Raw genomic sequence first — 21,341 nt, 5'->3', positions numbered from 1 at the left:
TAGTTGCCCGTTCGGTGCTGGCCAGACCGCAGAAAAATACCGATAGCGACGCCGCCGGATCGGAAACCGATACGACCGAGTCGAAGTTCGGACCGTTACTCCGCGTCCGAGTCGTAGTACTGTTCGATGAGTTTCGCGGCCGCGGTGGCCGTCTTCCGGTAGTCGCGGTCGCCGTCGGGTGTTCGAACCGCGTACTCGTAGTGTCCGCTGTCCGGGACGTACCACTTCTCCGGGAACGTATCGAGGACGTACTGCGGGTCGCCGTTGACCGGCGCGCCACGTGCGGCGGCGACGCGGGGTTCGTCGTCGGCGTCGTCCGCCGACGAGGCACCGTCGCTGTCTCCGCGGGCGGTGACGACCGAGGTCGTTTCGTCGGCGAGCGGCCGGGGTTCGGGAACGTCGCGTGGAGCCATCACCGTCGGATTCGATTCGACCAACAGCGTTTCGGGCACGTCGGGGTGCGACGCCGGAATACCGCGGTGGACGCCCGGCTTGCTCGACGCTGTGAGGGTCTGTCCCATCAGCACCGACTGCATATTAACCGTATGGCCGCCTTCGGGCGACAGTTGCTCGTAGGAGCCGTCGGGGTTCATCTCCCACGATTTCCGGTTATCGGCGAAGCCGAGTTCGAGAATAAATCGGAGTTGTTCGCGGATGTCGATGTCCTCGACGGGTGCGATTGCCTCGACGCGCTTGTCGAGGTTCCGCGTCATCCAGTCGGCCGAACCGATGTAGTACTCGGGGTCGCCGGCGTTCTCGAAGTAGAAGATGCGCGAGTGTTCGAGGAAGCGGTCAACGACGCTCCGAACCGTGACCGTCTCCGAGAGACCGTCGATGCCGGGGCGGAGCCGACAGATATCGCGGACGAGCAGGTCGATATCGACGCCAGCCATCGACGCCTTGTAGAGTTCTTCGACGATACCGGGGTCTTCGAGCGCGTTCATCTTAGCGACGATGCGTGCAGGGCGACCGGCGACGGCGTGTTCGGCCTCGCGGCGGATACACTTCGTGAACTCGTTTCGCATCGTCACGGGTGCGATGAGGAGTTTGCGGAACTCCTCGTCCAACGAGGGACCGGTGAAGAAGTTGAACACCTTCACGAGGTCCTGTCCGATGTCGCGGTCGGCGGTGAGGATACCGAGGTCAACGTAACCTTTTGCGGTCCCCGAGTGGTAGTTTCCGGTGGCGACGTGCGAGTAGAGGCGAACGCCATCTGCTTCCTCGCGGACGACGAGTGCGGTCTTCGTGTGGGTCTTCAGACCGATGGTTCCGTAGGCGACGTGGATACCCTCTTCTTCGAGTTTACGGACCCATTCGAGGTTGTTCTGCTCGTCGAACCGGGCTTTGAGTTCGACCATCGCGGCGACTTGCTTGCCGTTGTCGGCGGCGTCGATGAGTGACTCGATGATTTTCGAGTCTGACGCAGTCCGGTAGATTGCGGCCTTGATGGCGAGCACCTTCGGGTCGTTTGCGGCCACGTCGAGGAACTTCTGTACCGTGTCGCCGAAGGAGTGATACGGGTGGTGCAACAGCACGTCCTGCCGGCGAATCTCGTCGAACATGGAGTGTCCGTCGCCATCCATGTCGCCGGTGCTGAGCGTCGAAAACCGCGGGTGCGGTTGTGGCGTCCACGAGGCGAGCGAGAGGTCCGGCCGCGAGAGGTCGGTGAGGTCCATGAGCTCGCGGTAGTCGAGCGGTCCCGGCAGGTCGAACACTTCGCGCTCGTCGAGATGTAACTGTTCGATGAGGAGGTCCCGCGCGGCCGCCGGCGCGTCGGCCTCGATTTCGAGACGCACCGCAGTCGCAAAGCGGCGCTGTTCGAGCACTTCTTCGATCATATCGATGAGGTCCTCTGCGACCTCCTCGTTTCGGCGGACCTCGGCGTTACGCGTCAGTTTGAACACCGCGGTGCCGAGCACCTCGACGTTCGGAAAGAGTAAATCGAGATTCGCGCGGATGACCTCTTCGAGAAGAACGTAGCGGGTCTCGTCGCCTTCGGTCTCGACCTCGACGAGTCGCGGCCGGTTCTGCGGAATCTTCACCCGAGTGAACGTCGGGTCGTCGTCCTCGTCGCCTTGGGTGATGACCGCGAGCGAAAGCGAGAGATTGGAGATGAAGGGAAACGGATGTGCCGGGTCGAACGAGAGCGGCGTGAGCACCGGCAGAACCGAGAGTTGGAAGTACTCGCGCATGTCCGACTGTTGGTCGGCGGTCAGGTCGTCGTAGTCGCAGATATGGATTCCCTCGGCGGCGAGCGCGGGGCGAATCTCCTCGCGGTAACACGCGGCCTGTCGCTCGAACATCGGCCGTGCCTTGTCGATGACTGCTTCCCACTGTTCTTGGGGTGTGCGGCCGTCGGTCGTCTCTTCGGTGACGCCGGCGTCGATTTGTTGCTTGAGTCCGCCGACGCGTTTCATGAAGAACTCGTCTAAGTTCTTCGTGAAGATGGCGAGGAAACGGACCCGTTCGAGGAGCGGGTTTCGGTCGTCCAATGCCTCGTTGAGTACGCGAGACTGAAATTCGAGTTGACTCAGTTCGCGGTTGAGATAGTACTGTGGGTCGGAGAGGTCGATAGTGTTGCTCGACTCGTCGGTCATGGACATTAGGTTGGGCGGGAGGTCGGCGGACTGTGCGGCGAGCGTATGACACACAGAGGAGGTGAAATCTATTAAGTGGTTTATATTGGTTCCTCCACTGTCTACGGTTCAGTAAATTGTACTATGTGTGAGTATATAATATTGGTATCTGTTTTGACACTCGGCGTGAACGGTCGGTAGTGCTCGAAACGAGACGCTGAAAAGCGGCCGCGGAGAACAATAGCTGTGAACGAGACGGCGACCGTCGTCCTCGTCGGATATGGCGAGGTGGGCACCAAAAGTTCGAACGTGCGGGCGAAGATGGAGCGTTTGCTCTGCACGAATCTGCAGGCAGTTCTCGACGACCGGGCGCTCGCGGGGAACGTTGACCGGACGTGGTCGCGGCTTCTCGTCCGCGACATCGACGACCCCGAGGCGGTCGCCGCCGCGTGTGCCGAGGTTCCGGGCGTCGTCTGGACGCGGCCGAGTCTCGTCTGCGAGCCGACCCTCGACGCTATCGTCTCGACCTGTCGGGAACTCACCACGGACCATCCCGACGGTGCCAGTTTCGCCATCGACGCCGACCGAATCGGGTCGGCCGACCACCACGGGTTCACCAGCAGAGACATCGAACGCGAGACCGGAAGCACCGTCGTCGAAGCCACCGGCGAACCGGTTGACCTCGACAACCCCGACCGAACGTACCGCATCGAGTGCCGCGAAGAGACCGCGTACCTCTCTGCGCGACGATTCGACGGGCCGGGCGGTCTCCCGCTCGGGACGCAAAGAAAGACCGTCTCGCTCGTCTCCGGCGGCATCGACTCGCCGGTTGCGACGTGGGAACTCATGCGCCGCGGCTGTGAGGTCGTCCCCGTCTACGTCGATTTGGGCGACTTCGGCGGTGCCGACCACCGCGCTCGCGCCATCGAGACGGTGCGGACGATTGCCCGCCGCGCGCCGAACGCGAACATGCGCGTGCACGTGGTTCCCGCCGGCGACGTCGTAGAGCGGTTGATGGACACCATCGAAGACACTCGCATGCTCTCGCTTCGGCGAGTGATGCTCGTCATCGCCGCCGAAGTCGCCGCCGACGAACACGCCCACTCCATCGTAACCGGCGAATCGCTCGGCCAGAAATCCAGTCAAACCGGCGGCAACCTCGCGGTCACGGAGGCCGCCGTTGACTACCCGGTTCACCGACCGCTTTTGACCCGCGACAAGACAGATATCGTCGCCACGGCCCGCGACCTCGGGACGTACGACGACTCGACGCTCCCCGTCGGCTGTGAGCGCGTCGCACCGCGACACCCCGAGACGAACGCGTCCCTCGCCGCCGTCGAGGCCACCGAACCCGACGACCTGTTCGACCTCGCAGTCGAGGCCGCCCACAAACGAACGGTCGTGCCGCTCGGCGGCAGTTCGTAGTGTGCAAACGTTCGGCACAATTTTAAATTTACAACGATTTGGGTATCATTCTGGACCTTCGTTGACTAGAAAGTGGATTTATCTACCACGAGTGCAACGATTCGTTCATGCCACGGACATCGCATCCCGGCCGCAGTCACCCCGGCCCGGAGTGGCGCATCTCGCATCGGGCACCGCGGACCGACTGGAGCGACACCATCGAGCGATGTGCGGCGTGTCGGAGCCACATCGACATGCGCGAGGAACACTACCAACTCGTTCTCGACCGGAAAATCGACCATCCCGGAAAGCTCTCGTTCGAGCGCCAGTGCGTCGTCTTCTGTGACGAGACCTGCGCCGAGACGTGGGAGTCCCGCGTCTAAGTACCGGAACCGCTTTACCCGACCCGGACCGTCCATCTCGACGTGACGCAGGTCTGTATCGTCGGAGCCGAAGACGTCCACCTACAGTACGAGTTGCTATCGAGGGATACGGCTCGTGCGGCGCTTTCGACGTACGACATCTCAGAACCGTTCGAAAACTCGCTGTCGGTCGAGACGGTGAGCCTCGGGGCGGCCGTTTCGCTTCTCAATGACCTCAACTGGTATCTGGTTCGCTTCGCTACGTTCTCGCTCGTTCGTGAACCGTCGGTCTCGGCCGACGAATGGCTCTCGCGCGACCTCGCCCGGAAAATCCGTGACGGAGAGGTTCACCCTGACGAGACGGGCGACCACCTCGCAATCTACGGCGTCGAAGACGAGCGACTCGTCGAACCGATGTACGTCACGCGGGTCGATGGATCGGTCCCCGAGTACGACCTCAGAGACGTTGACGAAACCGTCGTGGTCCGCGTCGATGAGTCCGAGTTCGGTCGGTAATCGGAACGGCGAGACACAAACGAGACAACAGCCAGCGGCCGAATCGAAAACCTGATTCTACGGCTCGGCGTCGAACATTCCGGTTGACATGTAGCGCTCGCCGGAGTCCCAAAAGACGGTCACCACGAGTGGTTGGGACTCCTCGTCGGCGCCGGGGTCGGCAAGTCGTTCGGCCACGCGCTTTGCCGCGAGTAGTGACGCGCCGGACGACTGACCGACGAGAAGGCCTTCCTCGCGGGCGAGGCGACGACATTCGGCTTCGGCATCTTCGAGCGCGACGATTTCCACGTCGTCCAAGAGACCGGTGTCGAGGTTGGGGCTGACGAATCCCGGACCCATTCCCTGAAAGTCGTTGTCGCCGACGTCGTGGCCCGAGAGGACGGCGCTTTCGGCGGGTTCGACGCCGACGACGCGCATCGACGGGAACTCTTCTATGAGGCGGCGACCGTTCCCCGAAATCGTGCCGCCGGTGCCGATACCGGCGACGAAGGCGTCGATGCGGTGGTCGCCGACCTGGTCGAGAATCTCCTCGGCGGTCGTCCGGTAGTGCGCCGTGGGGTTCGCCGGATTTTCGAACTGCCGGAGTTGGTACATCCCTTCGGCTTCGAGTTCGTCGGCGCGGGTTTTCGCGTCGGCGATGCCGCCGGAGACGAGTTCGATATCCGCCCCGTAGGCACGCATTATTTCCCGGCGCTCGGGGGACATCGAATCCGGCATGACAATCGTCAGGTCGTAGCCTTTCGCCGCCGCGACGACGGCGAGTCCGATACCGGTGTTCCCGGACGTGGGTTCGACGAGGCAGTCGCCCGGCGAGATATCGCCCGCTTCCTCGGCGGCTTCGACCATCGCCTTTGCAGGACGGTCTTTCGCCGACCCACCCGGGTTCTTCGACTCTATCTTCGCCGCGATGGTCGAGCCGTCGGGGGAATCGACTCGGACCAGCGGCGACCCGATAGCGTCGAGGATACTGTCGTCCATCGCCTGTCAGTTCTCAGCGCGAGCCTAAACGACTGGCGGAGGCGGATGAAACGGCCACCGTTTCCATTCGGGGGCGGAATCAAAAGCAACGCGACGGTGCGGGCGGCGAGCGCCGCCGCGAGCGGACCGGTTAAATCCGTCCGGCCGGTAGTCCGGCGCATGGCAGAAGCCGAGACGCTCGAAACGATGCAACCGAACCCCGCGTGGGACGCCGCGTCCTACCCGGACGTCGTCGAAACCCTCGCCGACGGCGACTACACGTTCAAGGTTTGGGGTGGCGACTGGTGCGGCGACTGCCGGAGCCAACTCCCCGACTTCGCCGCGGCCCTCGACGCCGCCGATGTCCCCGCCGAGCGAATCGAACACTACCCGGTCGAGAAGGCCGACGACGGGTCGAAAATCGGCCCGTTCGTCGAAGAGTACGGTATCGAACTCATCCCGACGGTCGTCGTCGAACTCGACGGCGAGGAAGTCGCTCGGTTCGTCGAAAACGAGGACGTTCCGATTGCGGTCTACCTCGCCGAACAGCTCTCGAACTGAGCGCTGGCGGTTGATTTTCCTTCCGCAGTGTCGGTAGAGAGATACGAGACGACCGAGTATGCCGACTAGATGAGACGAAGACAGGTCCCCGTGTCGCTCGGAGCAGACGGCAAACGCGTATTGGTTGGTGTCAGCTAATGACCGACGAGAAAAGGGAGCCAGCGCACTACATCCTCGACAGCGACGACTACGGCCGCGACGTGAAGACGCTCTTTTCGGAGGTGTTCCCCCTCACACACGCCGTCCGCGTCGAACTCGACCGATACTGGACCGACGAGGACGATGGCGGCGAACAGTGTGCCGCGGTTCTCTCGTCGCTGAAGGCTCTCGACCCGGCGCGACCCGACGACCGAACGTACCAGTTCGCTCTCGACGACGAGGGAACTGACGTGCTCTTTGCGTTGCTCGATGTAGCACAGACGGTCGCCGGACAGCACTTCGTATTTCGACTCAGATTACTCGACCAAGACGGCGCGGCGTTGCTCAAGACGATTCCACACGAATCGTCGGTATCGGGTGAGTCCCCGCCGTTGCCCGTCGAGACGGTCGAATCAATCCAGTCGGCGTTGGCCGACAGAACTGCACTGTTCGTGGAATTAGGTGTCCGGGGGCGGTGGGAAACAGACGAGCACGCGTACCGACTCGCCACGACCGACATCGTGGAATCGTCGCTCGACCGAAAAACGAGTCGGACGCTCTGTTCTGCGCTCACGACGAACGACCTCCACATTCGGGACGAGACGACGCTAGTGTTCGATACGTGGCAGGGAGAGAAAACCGTACCCTGCGTGACCTCCGAACGCGCCGAACGAGTCGCCGAAAAAATCAGAGAATTACGACGGCGCTACGACGGCCATCGTCTCTGAACCCGATTCCGACCCGTCTCTATTTTGAGTCAGGCATCGTCGCCCGCTGTGAACCACGCCAACGCCTCGTCGATGTCGTGAGTCGGCGCAGAGCAGGTGAAGCTCTCGCAGGCGTAGACGGTCGGTTTGCCATCGGTCGCCTCGCGGGCGGCCCAGATGGGCGGAGCCTCGTCAAGTTCGAGTTCGTCGAGCCACACGTCCAGTTCGTCGTCGGTTGCGGGTCGGCGAGAGACGACCAGTCCGGGGAGGTACCGCGAGGCGAGCGTTTCGCGCCACTCGTCGGGCATCTCGTCGGCGGCGGCGGTGAGTTCCGGGACACCGCTGGCGGCCTTTTCGGTGGCGAGCACGAGTGAGACGTGTTCGAGCGGGCTGCCGCGAATGCGGTTGGCGTAGGATTCGAGGACCGCGTCGGCGGCCTCGCCGAAGCCAGCGTCCGGGGCGAAGTGTTCGAGGTCCAAAAACAGCGACGTGGCGACACCGAGACTCGACGGCGTGGACTGGTCTGTCGCCTCTTGCGGACGCGTCACCAGTGCCTCGCCGCTCTCGGGCGTGAAGTAGAGCGTCCCCGCGGCGGCGTCGTAGAACTCGCGGTTGGTCGCTCGTGCGAGGTCGATGGCGAACGAGAGGGGTTCGAGGTCGCCAGTCGCTTGGTACAGGTCGAACGCACCGCGAGCGAGGAAGGCGTAGTCTTCGAGATAGCCGTCGCCTTTGACCTCGCCGTTCATCACGCGCCGCGAGAGCGTTTCGGATGCTTCGTCCCAGAGGTGTTCGCGCACGAAGTCGAGTGCGCGACGGGCGTCAGCGGCGAGCGAGTCGTCTTCGAGGGCGACTGCGCCCTGCGCGAAGGCCGAAATCATCAGTCCGTTCCAGCCGGCGAGCACCTTTTCGTCGCGGGCGGGTCGCTCGCGGTCTGCGCGGGCGGCGAAGAGCGTTTTCTTGGCTTCTTCGAGGTGGTCTTCGACCTCGTCTTCCGAGAGGTCGTACTCCGCGGCGAGGTCGGAGAGAGTCGCTGAGACGTTCAGGACGGTCGTCTTGTTTTCGAAGTTGCCGCCGGGCGTGACACCGTAGCGGTCACAGAAGAGGTCGGCTTCGAGTTCGGGAAGGTGGCTTCGAACGGCTTCGGGCGTCCAGACGTAGAACGTCCCCTCCTCGCCGTCGGACTGGGCGTCAAGCGTAGCGAAGAAGCCGCCGTCGTCGTGAGAGAGTTCCCTGCGGACGAATTCGAACGTTTCGCGGGCGACTGCCGCGTACGACTCGTTTCCGGTGAGTCGATAGGCATCGAGGTAGCGCGCCGCGAGACCAGCTTGGTCGTACAGCATCTTCTCGAAGTGCGGGACGGTCCAGTCTTTGTCCACACAGTAGCGATGGAAGCCGCCGCCGAGGTGGTCTCGGAGACCGCCGTTGGCCATCGCGTCGAGGGCTTCGACCGCAACGTCGAGTGCCTCGCGGCGGCCAGTGATTGCGTAGCCGCGAAGGATCGCGTCGATGCGGCCGGGTTGGGGAAACTTCGGGCCGCCGCCAAAGCCGCCGTCGTCGCGGTCCGCCGCCCGAAGTGCAGCCTGTACCGTCTGGTCGAGAATTTCGGAACCGGGAGCCTCACCCGGTGTGTCCGGCGTTTCTTCGAGTCGGTCGGTGATAGCGTGCGTCCACTGTTCGGCGCGGTTTTCTATCTCGTCGCGGTCGGTCTGCCACGTCTCGGCGAAGCTTTCGACAAGGTCGCGGAAGCCGGGTGCGCCGCGGCGCGGCTCCGGCGGGAAGTACGTCCCGACGAAAAACGGTTTGCCCTGCGGCGTGAGCCACACCGAAAGCGGCCACCCGCCGCCGCCGGTGACGAGTTGGCAAATCGTCTGGTAGATGCGGTCGAGGTCGGGTCGTTCCTCGCGGTCGACCTTCACCGGGATGAAGTGTTCGTTGAGCACCTCGGCGATTTCCGGGTCCGAAAAGCTCTCGTCGGCCATGACGTGACACCAGTGACAGGCCGAGTAGCCGATAGAGAGGAAGATAGGCTTGTCCTGTTCGCGCGCCGCGTCGAGGGCCGCCTCGTCCCACGGTTGCCAGTTGACGGGGTTGTCCACGTGCTGACGGAGGTACGGGCTTTGCTCCTCGTCGAGTCGGTTGCGTCCCACCGGATTGGTCATGTCTCGAAGTCGGGACCCCGTGAACTAAAGCGGCGTGGAGGCGGCGAGTCACCGTCGAGTCCGCCGGTGGGCGAGTCGTTTCAGAACACGTCGAGTTGGTCGTCGAGGAACACCCACCCGTCGAGGTTCTCTTCTACGACTTTCGAGATGGGTTTCCCGGGTCCGTGGCCCGTCTTCGAACGTGTTTTCAGGAGAATTGGGTTGTCGCCTTCCTGTGCGACCTGCATCCGGGCAGTCATCTTCCGGGCGTGGAACGGGTCCACGCGGGAATCACTCTCTCCAGTCGTAAAGAGGACGGCCGGATACTCGCGCTCTTCGACGTTGTGATACGGCGAGTACTCTCGGATGTACTCGTAGGCCTCAGGGTCGTCGGGCGACCCGTACTCGGTGGTCCACGTTTCTCCGAGGAGCGAGGTGTGGACCTAGTATACATGTTTGTGTGCAGAAAACCTTTCGAGAAGGACAATCTTTACACTCTCGTGCGCAGGGTATGCGGGTATGAGCGAGACCGTCCTCCTCGTTGGTGGTGGCGGCCGAGAGCACGCGATTGCCCGTGCGCTCGCCCCCGATTGTGACCTGTACGCCTGTGCGAGCAACCGAAACCCCGGCATCGCCGACCTCGCCGACGGATTCGAGACGATATCGGAGACGGCGGCGGACGACATCGTCGCCTACGCCGAGTCCGTGGATGCGACACTCGCAATCGTCGGTCCCGAATCCGGGCTAGCGGCGGGCGTCTCCGACGCACTCGACGACGCCGGCGTCTACACGTTCGGCCCGCAAGCGGCCGAGGCCCGCATCGAGACGGACAAGGCGTTCCAGCGACGGTTCATGCGCGACGAAGAGATTCCGGGCAACCCCGACTTCGCCACGTTCGACGACATGGAAGCCGCCTGCGACTACATCGACGACTACGACGGCGACCTCGCGGTCAAGCCCGCAGGCCTGACCGGCGGTAAGGGCGTGAAAGTCATCGGTGACCAGGTGACGCCCGAAGAGGCCAAGGAGTACCTCCGAGACTCCGACTACGAGCGCGTCGTCCTCGAAGAACGCCTCGTCGGCGAGGAGTTCACGATTCAGGCATTCGTCGCCAACGGCGAGTTCCGCGTCAGCCCCGCCGTACAGGACCACAAGCGCGCCTACGAGGGCGACGAAGGGCCGAACACCGGCGGCATGGGTAGCTACACCGACGTAACCCCCTCGCTCCCGTTCATGGAGGACGGCGACTACGACGCCGCAGTCGAGGTCATCGAAGCGGTGGTCGAAGCGATGCCCGACTACAAGGGCATCCTCTACGGCCAGTTCATGCTCACCGCCGAGGGACCGAAGGTCATCGAGTTCAACGCCCGGTTCGGCGACCCCGAGGCGATGAACACGCTTCCGGTGCTCGAAACGCCGTTTCTCGACGTGCTCGTTGCCGCCCGCGAGGGCGAGTCGCTTCCGGGTCTCGACTTCGCCGAGAAAGCCACGGTCTGCAAGTACGCCGTCCCGGAGGGCTACCCGACAGACCCGACCGCCGGCGCGAAAATCGAGGTCGAAGTCGACGACGACGCCGACGCGCTCTGCTTCTATGCGAGCGTGGACGCCCGCGACGACGGGTTGTACACGACGACTTCCCGTTCGTTCGCAGTCGTCGGCGTCGCAGACAGCATCGCCGAGGCCGAAACGCTCGCCGAAGACGCCCTCGCCGACGCCGGCGACGGGTTCCACATCCGCCACGACATCGGCACCGAAGCGCTCGTCCAACAGCGCATCGACCACATGGCCGCGCTCCGCGGCGAGTAATCGAACGGAGTCGAACGCGGCGACGCGAGTGCGTACTCGGGTCGGAGTGAGGGCGTGTCGCGGGGTTGCTGTCCGTATTGCGAGGGCGCTTTTATCCTCCCATCCCAATCGGTTGTCGTGACCGACGACATCGACGACACCGACGAAACCACGCGGCGACACGACCGCATCGACCACCATCCGACGCCCGGCCCGCGCAACTCGCTTCAGTACTGGACCGACGCGAAGCCGGTCTGGCGGGTAATGCTCAACTACGTGTTCGTCCTCGTCGCCCGCATCGCGCCGTCGCTCAAAATCCGAAACTGGGCGCTCCGACAAATCGGCGTGACCGTCGGCACGGGCATCTCGTGGGGGTTAGAGGCGACGCCGGACGTGTTCTGGCCGGAACTCGTCACCATCGAAGACCACGCGATAATCGGCTACGACTCGGTTATTCTCTGCCACGAGTTTCTCCAAGACGAGTACCGGACGGGCGAGGTCGTCGTCGGCGAGCGTGCGATGATCGGCGCGAACGCGACCATCCTACCGGGCGTCCGCATCGGCGAGGGCGCACAAGTCGCCGCGAACTCGCTCGTCACGCGAGACGTGCCGGCGGGTGAGACTGTGGCCGGCGTTCCGGCGCGACCGATGTCGGACGACGCGGTCGGCGATGACTGAGCGGTCTCTGGGAGCGACCCGTTACTCGTTTTCGGTCGTTTTTGCTTCTTGGAGTCGAATACAGAAAGCCGCGCCGTCCGCTTCGTCGTCGTTGTCTTCGACCCAGATGGTACCGTTGTACGACGAAATCACGTTGTCGGCGAAAAAGAGGCTGATACCCGTTCCGTGGTGGAGTTGGTCGTACTCCTCGCGGCCGAAAATGAGGTCGCACTGTTCGTCGGGGACGCCCGGCCCGTTGTCGGCGATGCGGATGATGACGTAGCCACCGTCGCGCCGCACCGATACTTCGACGGTCGGCGTCGGTTTGTCGTTGTGCGTGACCGCGTTTTCGAGGACGCACTCGATGACTTGGCCGAGGAGGTCGCCGGCGAGGACCTCGACGTCGGGGAACGTTCCGAACTCGAACTCGGCGTCGGGGAACTCGATCATCGCATCGACGAGTGTGCTGTTCAACACCGCGTTGAGTTTGATTGGTCGGTTGGAAACGTCGTGAGACCGCTCTAAGTGCTCGCGGAGGTCTCGCGCCCGTTCGGATTTGTGGACGATGTCGAGGACCTTCTCTTGGACGAGTTCGAGTTCTTCGAGCGCGTCTTCGTCTTCGATTCGGCTGGCGACCTGTTGGGTGTATCCGTAGATAACGTTGAGTTCGTTTCGGAGGTCGTGTCGGAGGAGTCGGTTCAACACCTCAGAGGCGTTTTCGTAGCGACGTTGCTTCGTGGCATCGACGAAAAACGCGAGGATACCCACGACTGCGCCGCCGACGACCATCGGGGTCGCAAAGCCCTGTCCGTAGATGACCTGTTTGTCCTTTCGCCGGACGGTGAACTCCCCGGACCACGTCTCACCGGCAATCATCTGCTCGGCGATTTCGTAGTACACCTCCTCGTCGGCCGCGATGAGTCCGACGGACTCACCGAGTAACTCGTCTAAGTCGTACCCGAGAAAGTTCAGTCCCGCGTCGTTGACGTCCCGAAATGTGAAGTTCGTGTCTGCGACCAACATAGGGATACCTGCGGTTCGGAAGGCCTCGCGGTACAGCTCCGGGTCGGTATCCATCATAATTGTTCTGGAGATACGATTCGCCCACGCATACTTATTTTCGGTGGTCGAACCACCAGTAGAATCGTATCAACAAGACTGGAGGTCGAACAGTCGGTGGTAGTACTTGGCGACGACATCGACCGTCGAAGAGACGTCGCGTTCGAGGCTCTCACGGGACCACTCGTCGTGACGATGTACGTCGGCGATTGAATACTGGGAGAGGTCGTCGATGGTCTCGTCGTCGGCGTTCAGGACCATACACGCGAGTTTGAGTCGATTCGTTCACCAGGCAATCGTCTCCCAGCTGTCGTGTCGCTGTCCGTGACGCCGCCAAAACCGGGTGTGGAGGGCCGCGTACTTTGGGTCCATATCGGGGTCGTCACAGACCGTTCGAAGGAGACCTCGGACCTCCGACCAGCGGAGGTCGTCGTCTATCGACGGTGCGCCGGTGACGTCCCCAAGAGACGAGACGAACACGTCCGCGGAGCGACCGCGCTCGGCACGCCCACCGAACGCGACCCGGTTTTCGATTTCGTCCTGAACGAACAGTGCTCGCATGAACGACTCGGCCGCACGAGCGGTTCGAGACCGAGAAACTGCCGGAAACTCGAATCCGAACGCCGTTACCATATGCTCGACCGCCGCCGACGCGGCTGACCGGGCGGCCGCAACGTCGCAGGCGACGAGGTGGCTCTCCCGCATATCTTGCAAGTGAAAGCCACCGAGAAGTGTCTCGGCCGCCTCGAAGGCGGGCGGTTCGGGAGTAGAGACGTTCAACGACGGGAGGTCCTGCGTCATCTATTCAGGGAATCCGATATGAAACAGTCTCTAGACCAGTCGTAAATAATTGTGGCAGAAGATTGTTGTGTCTGTGGCGGGGGCGAGCGTCGCTATCTGACCCGGCCGACCCCCTCCTCGAACACGTGTGCATTCGGGAGGATGTACTCCTCGTCTTCGGATTCGATGTGGGTGACGAACATATCGAACTCTTGGACGACGCCGCGCGTCTGACCGACGATAATCTCGTCGCCGATGCCGTACGGTTGGGTGAAGAGCAGATACGTTCCCGCGGCACCGGACCGAAGCAGGTCGCGGAACGCGACGGCGCTGAGAACGATGAGACCCAGCATGTAGGACCCGAGGAGGACGAGGAGCGGGAGCGTGGTGACGCCGACTTGCGAGAGCGCGACGAGCGCCGCGAGGAAGAACACCGTATACTTCGCAAGCGGCGGGACGATGTTTACCTGCGGGAGTTTCACCGCACGGAATCGCTCAGCGATGAGGAGTTCGACCTTGTCGCCGATGACGACGCCGACGATGAGCACCAAGATAGCGACGAACAATTGCGGTAGCGTGTCCGCGAAGACGATAGTCCAAAACTGGTCGGCGTAGTTGACGCCGGCGAACGAAAGGGCGGCGAGAATCGACGTTCCGAGGACGAAATAGCGGGTGAGCCACGAGATGATTTCGACCGTCGAGGTCTCGAAGTCGCGGGCGGCTCGCTCGAATGCAGTTCCCTCGATCGACTCCGGCACGCCGACTCGGACGAGTAGTCGATGGACGAGCGTCCCGGCGACGTAGGCGAAAATCAGACCCAAGAGCAGAATGACGAGAACCCCGAAAAATCGGATTCCGGCGGCGCGGATGAGCCGATCGACGAAGCCGCCAATCGACTGGAGCGGGAAAAGCGAGTGTGTCGAGTAAGCCGACGGCTCGGCGAGAAGCGTCGAAGCGGACCCTCCCATCTCAGTATGCCTCCGGGTCGATTTCGAGAATTATTTTCCCGCCTTTGAAAGCGCGGACGAGACCGTCAGATTCGGAGAGCACGATAGCCGTGGCGTTGGTGTCGCGGGTGATAGCTCCACCGGCCATGTGGCGCGCACCGAGCCCTTTAGGGATATCGACGCCCTCAGCCGAGGGTTCGAGATAGCGGTACGCGGAGACGATTTTCCCCGAGTCAGAGATGACGAACGCGCCGTCGAGCCGGGAGAACTCCTTGAGCATCACGTTGACGATGGGGTCGCCGACGTAGACGTGGGACTTCTCGAAGGGGTTGTACGAAAGGGGCCGGGACTTATTCATCACCTTGCCCGCGTCGCCGACGATAAACAGCGCGCCGACGGGTTCACCCTTCTGTCCTTTCTTACCCAGTTCGATGGCGACTTCGAACACGTCGCGGATGACACCGGGGTCCGCCCGGGAGTTCGCAAAGAGGTCGTAGATACCCGACCGCATGTTCTCTTCGACGCGAACCTTGACGACGGAATCCGGGTCGCCGTCGAAGATACCGACGTTGCAGAGAATCGTGTCGCCCGCCTCGACGATACTCTGTTCCATCGCACCCTCGACACCGAATCGAATTCGGTCTTTGACGTTCTGGAACTGGAGCGGCAGTTCCACGAACGTCTCGGCGTCGAGCGTGTTCTCAGGAGCGATGACGACCGTCGGGACGTCGGCCTCGGCGAACCGCTCGTAGTGCGAGTGGCTCGGCGTAAAGAGGAATAGCCCGTCAACATCTGCCACGAGGTCACCCAATAATTCGGATAGCGCCGCCATTGGTGGAGACACACACTGTGTGAGAAAAAGGGTTGTGTCGTGTCTGACGTGTGGCGTGCACTTTATGACGGTCAGTAGAAATGAACTGTCGAATACGCCAGTAGATCGTTTGAGTCCCTCGGCGACGGTGTTTCGACGGACGAAATAGTCGTCGGGAGCAGACGGCACGCAGACGAATCCCGACTCAGCGGGGTTATTTCACCGATTGAGAATTGGCGCTCGGAGCGCCGCCACCTCGTCGAGAATGGCCCGTCTGTTCGATTCGTCGACGCCGTTGGCGCGAAGCGCGGCTTCGAGGTGGCTCGCAATCGCGTCGAAATCGTCGCCGGAGAGACTGAGGTGAGCGTGTGCCTCGCGCATATCTCTACCGTCGTACTCGACGGGACCGCCGGCGACGGCGCTGATGAACTGGACTTGGTGGGCGTGCTGTTTCGCCATGTCCATGTCGTCGAAATAGTGCGCAACCGTGCCGTCGGCGAGGACGCGGTCGTAAAAGTCTGACACGACTGCTTCGACGGCTTCTCGGCCACCGATTTCGCTGTAGATTGACGTTTGCATCCATCCGCGAATTAGTCATGTCGGTGTTAAGTTTATACCCGAACAAATTCGGGGCGGTTTTGAGTTCCGACGGGACAAGTCGTCGAACGAAAAGACAAAGCGAGTAGGAAGCCCACGGTTTGCAGTACTCGCTGTCGCTCACGGCTTTGCCGTTCGTGGGTGCTCGGACAGGAAATGCGCGGGACAGGGTTCGAACCTGCGAAGGTCTACACCACAGCGTCCTAAGCGAGGCGCGACCGTGAACGGCCAACCCTCGTGTACCCGCCAATTTTCACTTCGACGATACCAAAATAATCGGCAACGGTTATAATTGCTTCTCCGAGACAGCGGTAGTCGCTGTCCTCACTTCCACCAATTGATAATTCGGTCGAAGTAACTATTTGTGGCGGTGAAGAGTGATACACGAATATGTCAGGAGCCATCCTCTTCATAATCGCGTTATTCTGGATTAGTACTGCTATTGGCGTTGGTTACGACGCGCGAAAGCACGGAGGGAGTTTCGTCAAGTGGTTCCTCATCGTCGGGGTTACTGGCATCTTCGGCTTGATGTGGTACTCTATTGCCCACAACCGTTCGCCCCAACCTCGAACAGATACCGACCGTACACTCCTCGTGAGTAGTGAAGTGGTAGATGTGGAGACAAAGGAGAAAACAGTAGTTCAACTATCCGTCCCGACCGATAGCACGACGTTCGCCATCGAGCAGTTCGAGTTGAAGTGTCGAAAGTCTGGATACCAACCGACTGAAAAGCCAAACATCGAAGTGCAGTAACTCGATGAGGCCGCCGTCAGTCACCCGTTAACGATTCCTCGGCGCTCCGCCTGATTCGACGCGCCTCGCTCCTTACCGAGGGGGTTCGCGCCTCGTCGTTCTCGATGTCCCTCATCTCGTCCAGTAGGAACGCGACTTCCCTCGGGGTCAGTTTCATGCTCTCACTTCATTGTCTGAGGACTTGATGCTGGACTTCAATTCTTTGAGAACGGCCTCTGCATGGTGTCTCTGTACCCTTCCCGTGTTACAGTTCAAACGTAGAACACAGTATCACGTTCCTACAAACATCGGGGTCATCGAGTTCCTGCTCAACGGTTTAGAACGAGTTACCCCCCCGAGGGGACACCCTCTGGGTAGTTACCTTACGGGGAACCGACCACCGCCGCTGGAAATTCACGGGCGTTAATTGGCGCGCGGATTGGCCGACGCTTCAGAGGTGAAACGCGATGAGACGGCAAGCCGAGACGCCAGCAGAGAGGAGAACACCGAAATAGGGCTTGGGGGTTAGCACACGAGTCGGCAATGCGAGCGCGATAATTGGTAAATCGGCGCGCAACTATGGGTCGGTTTTGTCTGGTTTTGAGGACAACTCCAGCATGGATGAAACTTTATGTCATGTTGAACAGAATCGCAGACCATGTCCGATGCGCCCCTACGTGAACTCCATGACGCGATTTCGTCTATCCATAGCGAGATACGTCAAGAAGGGAGTGAGTTCGACTTTCGGTATTCTCTGGTAGACCATCTGTTCACCGACGCGCTCGATTGGTCCCGAACAGAGGGCGAGGGCCATGTCAACTTCGAGGACGACCGAAAGGACCTGCTGTTCTACGACGACAGCGAACCGCCGTTCCCGGTCATCGTCTGTGAAACCAAGCGCCCCTCGCACGACCTCGACCTTGATGACGTTGAACAGTTAGAAACCTACATGAACGGGGTCGGGAGTGCGAGATACGGGATTCTCACTAACGGGCACGAGTTCCGGCTCTACGAGTACGAATCTGAAAATAGAGAGATTAGTGGTATCGACGGGTTCAACGTTGATGCAGTAGCCAAGACGAACTTCGAGAATCTCTCCGAAGACCAACAAAATGCGCTTGGTGAACTCGAATACCTCCATCGCAGTCGGTACGTAGATTTCGGCGATGCCGAGTACTTCCGTGAGACGTATCAGGAAGTTCCTGTCCAGTACCAACCGGGGACCGACGACGAAGGGTACGAACTGTTCTTGGAGGCCGTCAAGAACTCGCTCGACGAACTCACCGACGTTCTCAAGGTGTTCTTCGATGATTACCGAGAACGCGACGAAGGCTCCTATCCCAAGGACTTCTTGGATTCTACGTTCCCCGATTGGAAGGAGTGGCGCGAATACACGGGTCGGAGCAAGAACGCAAAAGAAGCGTTCTGCCGGGAGACTGCATACATCATCCTGAACCGGGCGCTGTTCGCCCGTATCGCCGAGGACAAGGAAATTGTCGGTCACACGCGGCTCTCCTCCCGAGGGATGGCCGACGAACTGGAACGCGATGAGGACCGCCCGTACCTCGAAGCGCTCATGGACACCTACGACCGAATCGACGACCACTACCCCGACCTCTACGAACTCGGCATCTTCGACTGGTGGTGGGTCGCCAAGGACAAGCGTGGTCAGTTCTCGAAAACGGAGCGGCGGAAACAGCGCGACCTCGAAGACGACCTCAACTACTCGTTGAGTAAGGTCCTCAAGCGGCTCAACCGTTTCAACTTTGGATACGTCAACCGCGACATCCTCGGCCACGTCTACGAGGACTACCTCCCGAAGAAGGAGCGTAAAGAACTGGGTGAATACTACACGCCGCTCGAAGTCGTCCAGTTCATGCTCGACTCTGTGGACTACCGTCCGAACGAGGGTATCGGGCGAAAAAAGGTCCTCGACCCTGCCTGTGGGAGTGGGACCTTCCTCACCGAAGTCACAGAGCGCCTCATCCAGCACTTCCTCCGGAAGTTCAACAAGAACAGTATCCATGCGTTGAACGCCGATGAGGCCCGCACGATTCTCGAACGAGTGGAAGAGAACGTCTACGGCATCGACATCAACCCCTTCGCGGCCCACATCACGCAAATCAACCTCCTGTTCCGCACTATCGACCTCTACGACAAGGTCACGGAGAAAGACCCATACTACACGATGGACGGCTTCGAGGTCCACGTCGCAGACACGCTCACACCGACTCTGCGAGAGCAAAAATCTGGAGGGTCGGATGCGGAGACGATGCAGTCTGGACTCGAACAGTTCGCTGGCTACAACGGACGGGCAAAGTCCTTCATCGAAGACAGAAATGCCGTAGACCGAATCAAGGACGACGTGGAGTTCGACGTTGTTGTAGCCAACCCGCCATACGTTCGTATCCAGAACCTCAGCGGGATGAAAGACATCTACTCCTCTCATTACGCTAGCGCAATCAAGAATTTCGACATCTACGTGCCGTTCATTGAGCGTGGAGTGGATTGGTTAACTGACGACGGGAAACTGGCGTACATCTGCCCTGACCGGTTGGTAATGGCAGACTACGCCAAGGCGATTCGAGACCAGTTAGTCGAAGAGCCGATTACCAGCCTGATTGATTTCAAGGAAGCAGATGTGTTTGACGTGCCAACGCCCTATCCCTGCGTCTTCACTCTTGACCGGGAACAGGTAGTTGAAGGCAACAACGTTCGATGTGCGCGATTTGCTGAGAAGAACGATGGAGTCTTGGATGAAATCAGGCATCTTGACGGGTGGAGGACGCCGAAAGATGCTGAAGGATACGAATTATTCGAGTACTCGCAGGACCAGTTAGCAAAGGACAACGAAGGTACCCCGGCTATCTGGAAGCCGATGCCGGACGATGAGCGAGAAGTCTTCGACAAAATTGAAAGTCGGTGTGACTCTCGTCTTGAGAACGTGACTGACGAAGTCTTTCAGGGGATTATTACCGGACGTGACAAATTGTTCGTCGGCGAAATTGTCGGAGACAACGAGGATGGGACAGTCCAGTTCAATCCACCAGAAAGCGACAAACCGTACCCAGTAGAAAAGAAACTCCTACGCCGGTTGCTGAAGGGTAAAGAAATCGACCGATGGAAGACCGATTGGAGTGGTCGTTGGGTAATCTTCCCATACAAAGTTACCAAAGGTAGCGCACGAGTGTTTACCGAAGACGAGTTACAAACAGAGTACCCAAAAACGTGGGACTTTTTCCAAGCTCACGAAACTGCTCTGAAAAGTAGAGAAGGCGGAAAATGGAAAAATAAAGAGCATTGGTGGGGCTTCAGCCGTAAACAAAACATCGAGAAATTTGAACGGGACAAAATGATGGTCGGTGTATTGCGAACCCAACCGTCTTTCGTTCCGGATACTGAAGGGCTGTATTACTTCGTAGGTGGCGGTACTGCCGGTGGGTACGGTATCCATCTTAAAGAGGAGATGGCACGCAACGAGGAGGACGTCTTCTATTTCGGTGGACAGATGAACTCAAAATTGACCGAGTTCTATCATAAACACATCAGTTTCATCTTCGGGGACAAACACTACTCCTATGGACAGACCTTCCTCCAGCCACTACCGGTTGAAACCGATTGTGAGGAAAAGAGTAAAATCGCGCAGGTTGCAAGACAGATACGCAACACCTCTGAACAGATAACTGAGTTAGAGGTTAAGACATCAAAAATTACAAATTACCTTTCGGAAAGCGAGGTAGATTCAACGGTTCTTGACCTTGCTGATTCAATCAGCCTCGACGACGACGACTATCGGCAAGGCCCAATTCGGACCAATGACAAGATGGTGGTGAGTTCAGAGAAGGTCTACCAAGTCGTGATGAAACGGGGGCACACTATGGACTTTGGAAATGAGCAGATTCGAGACTTCGTCTTCATGCTCCTCAAAGCGCAGGATAAGCGTCTCGGTCGCACCGAGTTACTCAATTTAGCGACCCCTGTGGGTGAGGACGTGGTCGCTCTGATGGACGAGTATCAGTCCGATGAGGCCCGCATAGAAGAACTGGAACAAGAAGTCGAGCAACTGCAAGACGAACTCAACGACCTAATTCTCCGAGACGTGTACGGCCTTGACGACAACGAAGTTGAAGTCGTGGACGACTTCTTGGAGGTCTGGTGAGAAGACGACAACACCGACTTTTTCGAGACCTTCACGGGGCTCGGTAGACCGATAGTTCTGTTGGTATCAAGGGTCGAAATGCCGTCCCCGGTGAAAAGTTCATGTTGTATCTCTTCTTTACCTCTTGCTGTCATCCGATGGGGCCGGGGGAAGCCTGCCATTGTTGGTACTGAGTTCGGGAAGAGTGGGCCAGTACAGGGAAGTCGACAAACACAATTTTGTTCCTTTTTCAGAGGCGGAATTCCCCTCTCCATGGAAGGTGGCACCATAACCGCGGCTAAATCTCACGAAACTCGATGTGTGGCCCCCAAATGAGAAAGTTACAAACACAACCAATACTCTAAAAATATAAGACAAATACACAATTTAATCCCATGGTTTCTGTGCCACATATGGTGTGTCAAGCATGTCACACACATCCCCTCAGTAGTAACACGTAGGGTATCCCCCTGCTG

General features: G+C 59.9%; 18 protein-coding genes and 1 pseudogene. 9 read left to right on the top strand and 10 right to left on the bottom strand.

The window, feature by feature from the left end; translation table 11 throughout:
* Nucleotides 1-95 precede the first annotated feature (95 nt).
* Nucleotides 96-2,597 (bottom strand): polyphosphate kinase 1, encoded by a 2,502-nt coding sequence (gene ppk1, locus C440_RS00395; RefSeq protein ID WP_049915116.1) that lies wholly within the window; start codon nt 2,595-2,597, stop codon nt 96-98.
* Nucleotides 2,598-2,822: 225 nt separating this feature from the next.
* Here ppk1 and thiI point away from each other — a divergent pair, with 225 nt between their 5' ends.
* The 3 genes from thiI to C440_RS00380 all read left to right on the top strand — a co-directional run bounded on the left by thiI (nt 2,823) and on the right by C440_RS00380 (nt 4,858).
* Nucleotides 2,823-4,001 (top strand): tRNA uracil 4-sulfurtransferase ThiI, encoded by a 1,179-nt coding sequence (gene thiI, locus C440_RS00390; RefSeq protein WP_008317173.1) that lies wholly within the window; start codon nt 2,823-2,825, stop codon nt 3,999-4,001.
* Nucleotides 4,002-4,108: 107 nt separating this feature from the next.
* On the top strand, nt 4,109-4,363 hold the full coding sequence (locus C440_RS00385) for a hypothetical protein (RefSeq protein WP_049915075.1): 255 nt from the start codon (nt 4,109-4,111) through the stop codon (nt 4,361-4,363).
* Between the two features lie 42 nt (nt 4,364-4,405).
* The gene (locus C440_RS00380; protein WP_008317170.1) at nt 4,406-4,858 is read left to right on the top strand and encodes a DUF5804 family protein; all 453 of its coding nucleotides are present in this window, start codon (nt 4,406-4,408) and stop codon (nt 4,856-4,858) included.
* A 57-nt stretch (nt 4,859-4,915) separates the two neighbouring features.
* Here C440_RS00380 and C440_RS00375 read toward each other — a convergent pair whose 3' ends face one another.
* Nucleotides 4,916-5,836, bottom strand: a complete 921-nt coding sequence (locus C440_RS00375; protein WP_008317169.1) for a PLP-dependent cysteine synthase family protein — start codon at nt 5,834-5,836, stop codon at nt 4,916-4,918.
* 159 nt (nt 5,837-5,995) lie between these two features.
* Between C440_RS00375 and C440_RS00370 the strand changes: the two genes are divergently transcribed.
* Nucleotides 5,996-6,376 carry a thioredoxin domain-containing protein gene (locus C440_RS00370; protein WP_049915074.1) on the top strand — a complete coding sequence of 127 codons (381 nt, stop codon included), beginning with the start codon at nt 5,996-5,998 and terminating at the stop codon, nt 6,374-6,376.
* A gap of 137 nt (nt 6,377-6,513) precedes the next feature.
* A complete protein-coding gene (locus C440_RS00365; protein ID WP_008317165.1) occupies nt 6,514-7,242 on the top strand; it encodes a hypothetical protein in 729 nt (242 codons plus the stop codon).
* Between the two features lie 29 nt (nt 7,243-7,271).
* Here C440_RS00365 and C440_RS00360 read toward each other — a convergent pair whose 3' ends face one another.
* Both C440_RS00360 and C440_RS16935 read right to left on the bottom strand, forming a co-directional pair.
* Complete coding sequence (locus C440_RS00360) at nt 7,272-9,380, bottom strand: thioredoxin domain-containing protein (RefSeq protein ID WP_008317164.1); 2,109 nt, start codon at nt 9,378-9,380, stop codon at nt 7,272-7,274.
* Between the two features lie 80 nt (nt 9,381-9,460).
* Nucleotides 9,461-9,799, bottom strand: a pseudogene (locus C440_RS16935) (prolyl oligopeptidase family serine peptidase); the annotation flags it as partial.
* A gap of 79 nt (nt 9,800-9,878) precedes the next feature.
* On the opposite strand from C440_RS16935, the gene purD reads away from it, so the two are divergent.
* Entirely contained in the window at nt 9,879-11,165 is a 1,287-nt protein-coding gene (gene purD, locus C440_RS00350) for a phosphoribosylamine--glycine ligase (protein WP_008317161.1), read from the top strand.
* 117 nt (nt 11,166-11,282) lie between these two features.
* The gene (locus C440_RS00345; RefSeq protein ID WP_008317160.1) at nt 11,283-11,822 is read left to right on the top strand and encodes an acyltransferase; all 540 of its coding nucleotides are present in this window, start codon (nt 11,283-11,285) and stop codon (nt 11,820-11,822) included.
* Between the two features lie 21 nt (nt 11,823-11,843).
* On the opposite strand, the gene C440_RS00340 is transcribed toward C440_RS00345, so the two are convergent.
* The 6 genes from C440_RS00340 to C440_RS00320 all read right to left on the bottom strand — a co-directional run bounded on the left by C440_RS00340 (nt 11,844) and on the right by C440_RS00320 (nt 15,977).
* The gene (locus tag C440_RS00340; protein ID WP_049915073.1) at nt 11,844-12,881 is read right to left on the bottom strand and encodes a sensor histidine kinase; all 1,038 of its coding nucleotides are present in this window, start codon (nt 12,879-12,881) and stop codon (nt 11,844-11,846) included.
* A 69-nt stretch (nt 12,882-12,950) separates the two neighbouring features.
* Nucleotides 12,951-13,121 (bottom strand): hypothetical protein, encoded by a 171-nt coding sequence (locus C440_RS17945; RefSeq protein ID WP_008317157.1) that lies wholly within the window; start codon nt 13,119-13,121, stop codon nt 12,951-12,953.
* 24 nt (nt 13,122-13,145) lie between these two features.
* A complete protein-coding gene (locus tag C440_RS17940) occupies nt 13,146-13,661 on the bottom strand; it encodes a hypothetical protein (RefSeq protein WP_008317155.1) in 516 nt (171 codons plus the stop codon).
* Between the two features lie 92 nt (nt 13,662-13,753).
* The gene (locus C440_RS00330; RefSeq protein ID WP_008317153.1) at nt 13,754-14,608 is read right to left on the bottom strand and encodes a mechanosensitive ion channel domain-containing protein; all 855 of its coding nucleotides are present in this window, start codon (nt 14,606-14,608) and stop codon (nt 13,754-13,756) included.
* Between the two features lies 1 nt (nt 14,609).
* The gene (gene dacZ, locus C440_RS00325) at nt 14,610-15,419 is read right to left on the bottom strand and encodes a diadenylate cyclase (protein ID WP_008317151.1); all 810 of its coding nucleotides are present in this window, start codon (nt 15,417-15,419) and stop codon (nt 14,610-14,612) included.
* 198 nt (nt 15,420-15,617) lie between these two features.
* Nucleotides 15,618-15,977, bottom strand: a complete 360-nt coding sequence (locus C440_RS00320) for a group I truncated hemoglobin (RefSeq protein WP_008317149.1) — start codon at nt 15,975-15,977, stop codon at nt 15,618-15,620.
* Nucleotides 15,978-16,385: 408 nt separating this feature from the next.
* On the opposite strand from C440_RS00320, the gene C440_RS00315 reads away from it, so the two are divergent.
* Nucleotides 16,386-16,748, top strand: a complete 363-nt coding sequence (locus C440_RS00315; RefSeq protein WP_008317147.1) for a hypothetical protein — start codon at nt 16,386-16,388, stop codon at nt 16,746-16,748.
* Between the two features lie 637 nt (nt 16,749-17,385).
* Entirely contained in the window at nt 17,386-20,886 is a 3,501-nt protein-coding gene (locus tag C440_RS00310) for an Eco57I restriction-modification methylase domain-containing protein (RefSeq protein WP_008317146.1), read from the top strand.
* The last annotated feature ends 455 nt before the right edge of the window (nt 20,887-21,341 follow it).

It is taken from the genome of Haloferax mucosum ATCC BAA-1512 (assembly GCF_000337815.1).
GTDB classification, from domain to species: Archaea; Halobacteriota; Halobacteria; order Halobacteriales; family Haloferacaceae; genus Haloferax; species Haloferax mucosum.
Note: the sequence above shows the minus strand (reverse complement) of the source record. Positions and strands in the feature narration are given on the sequence as shown.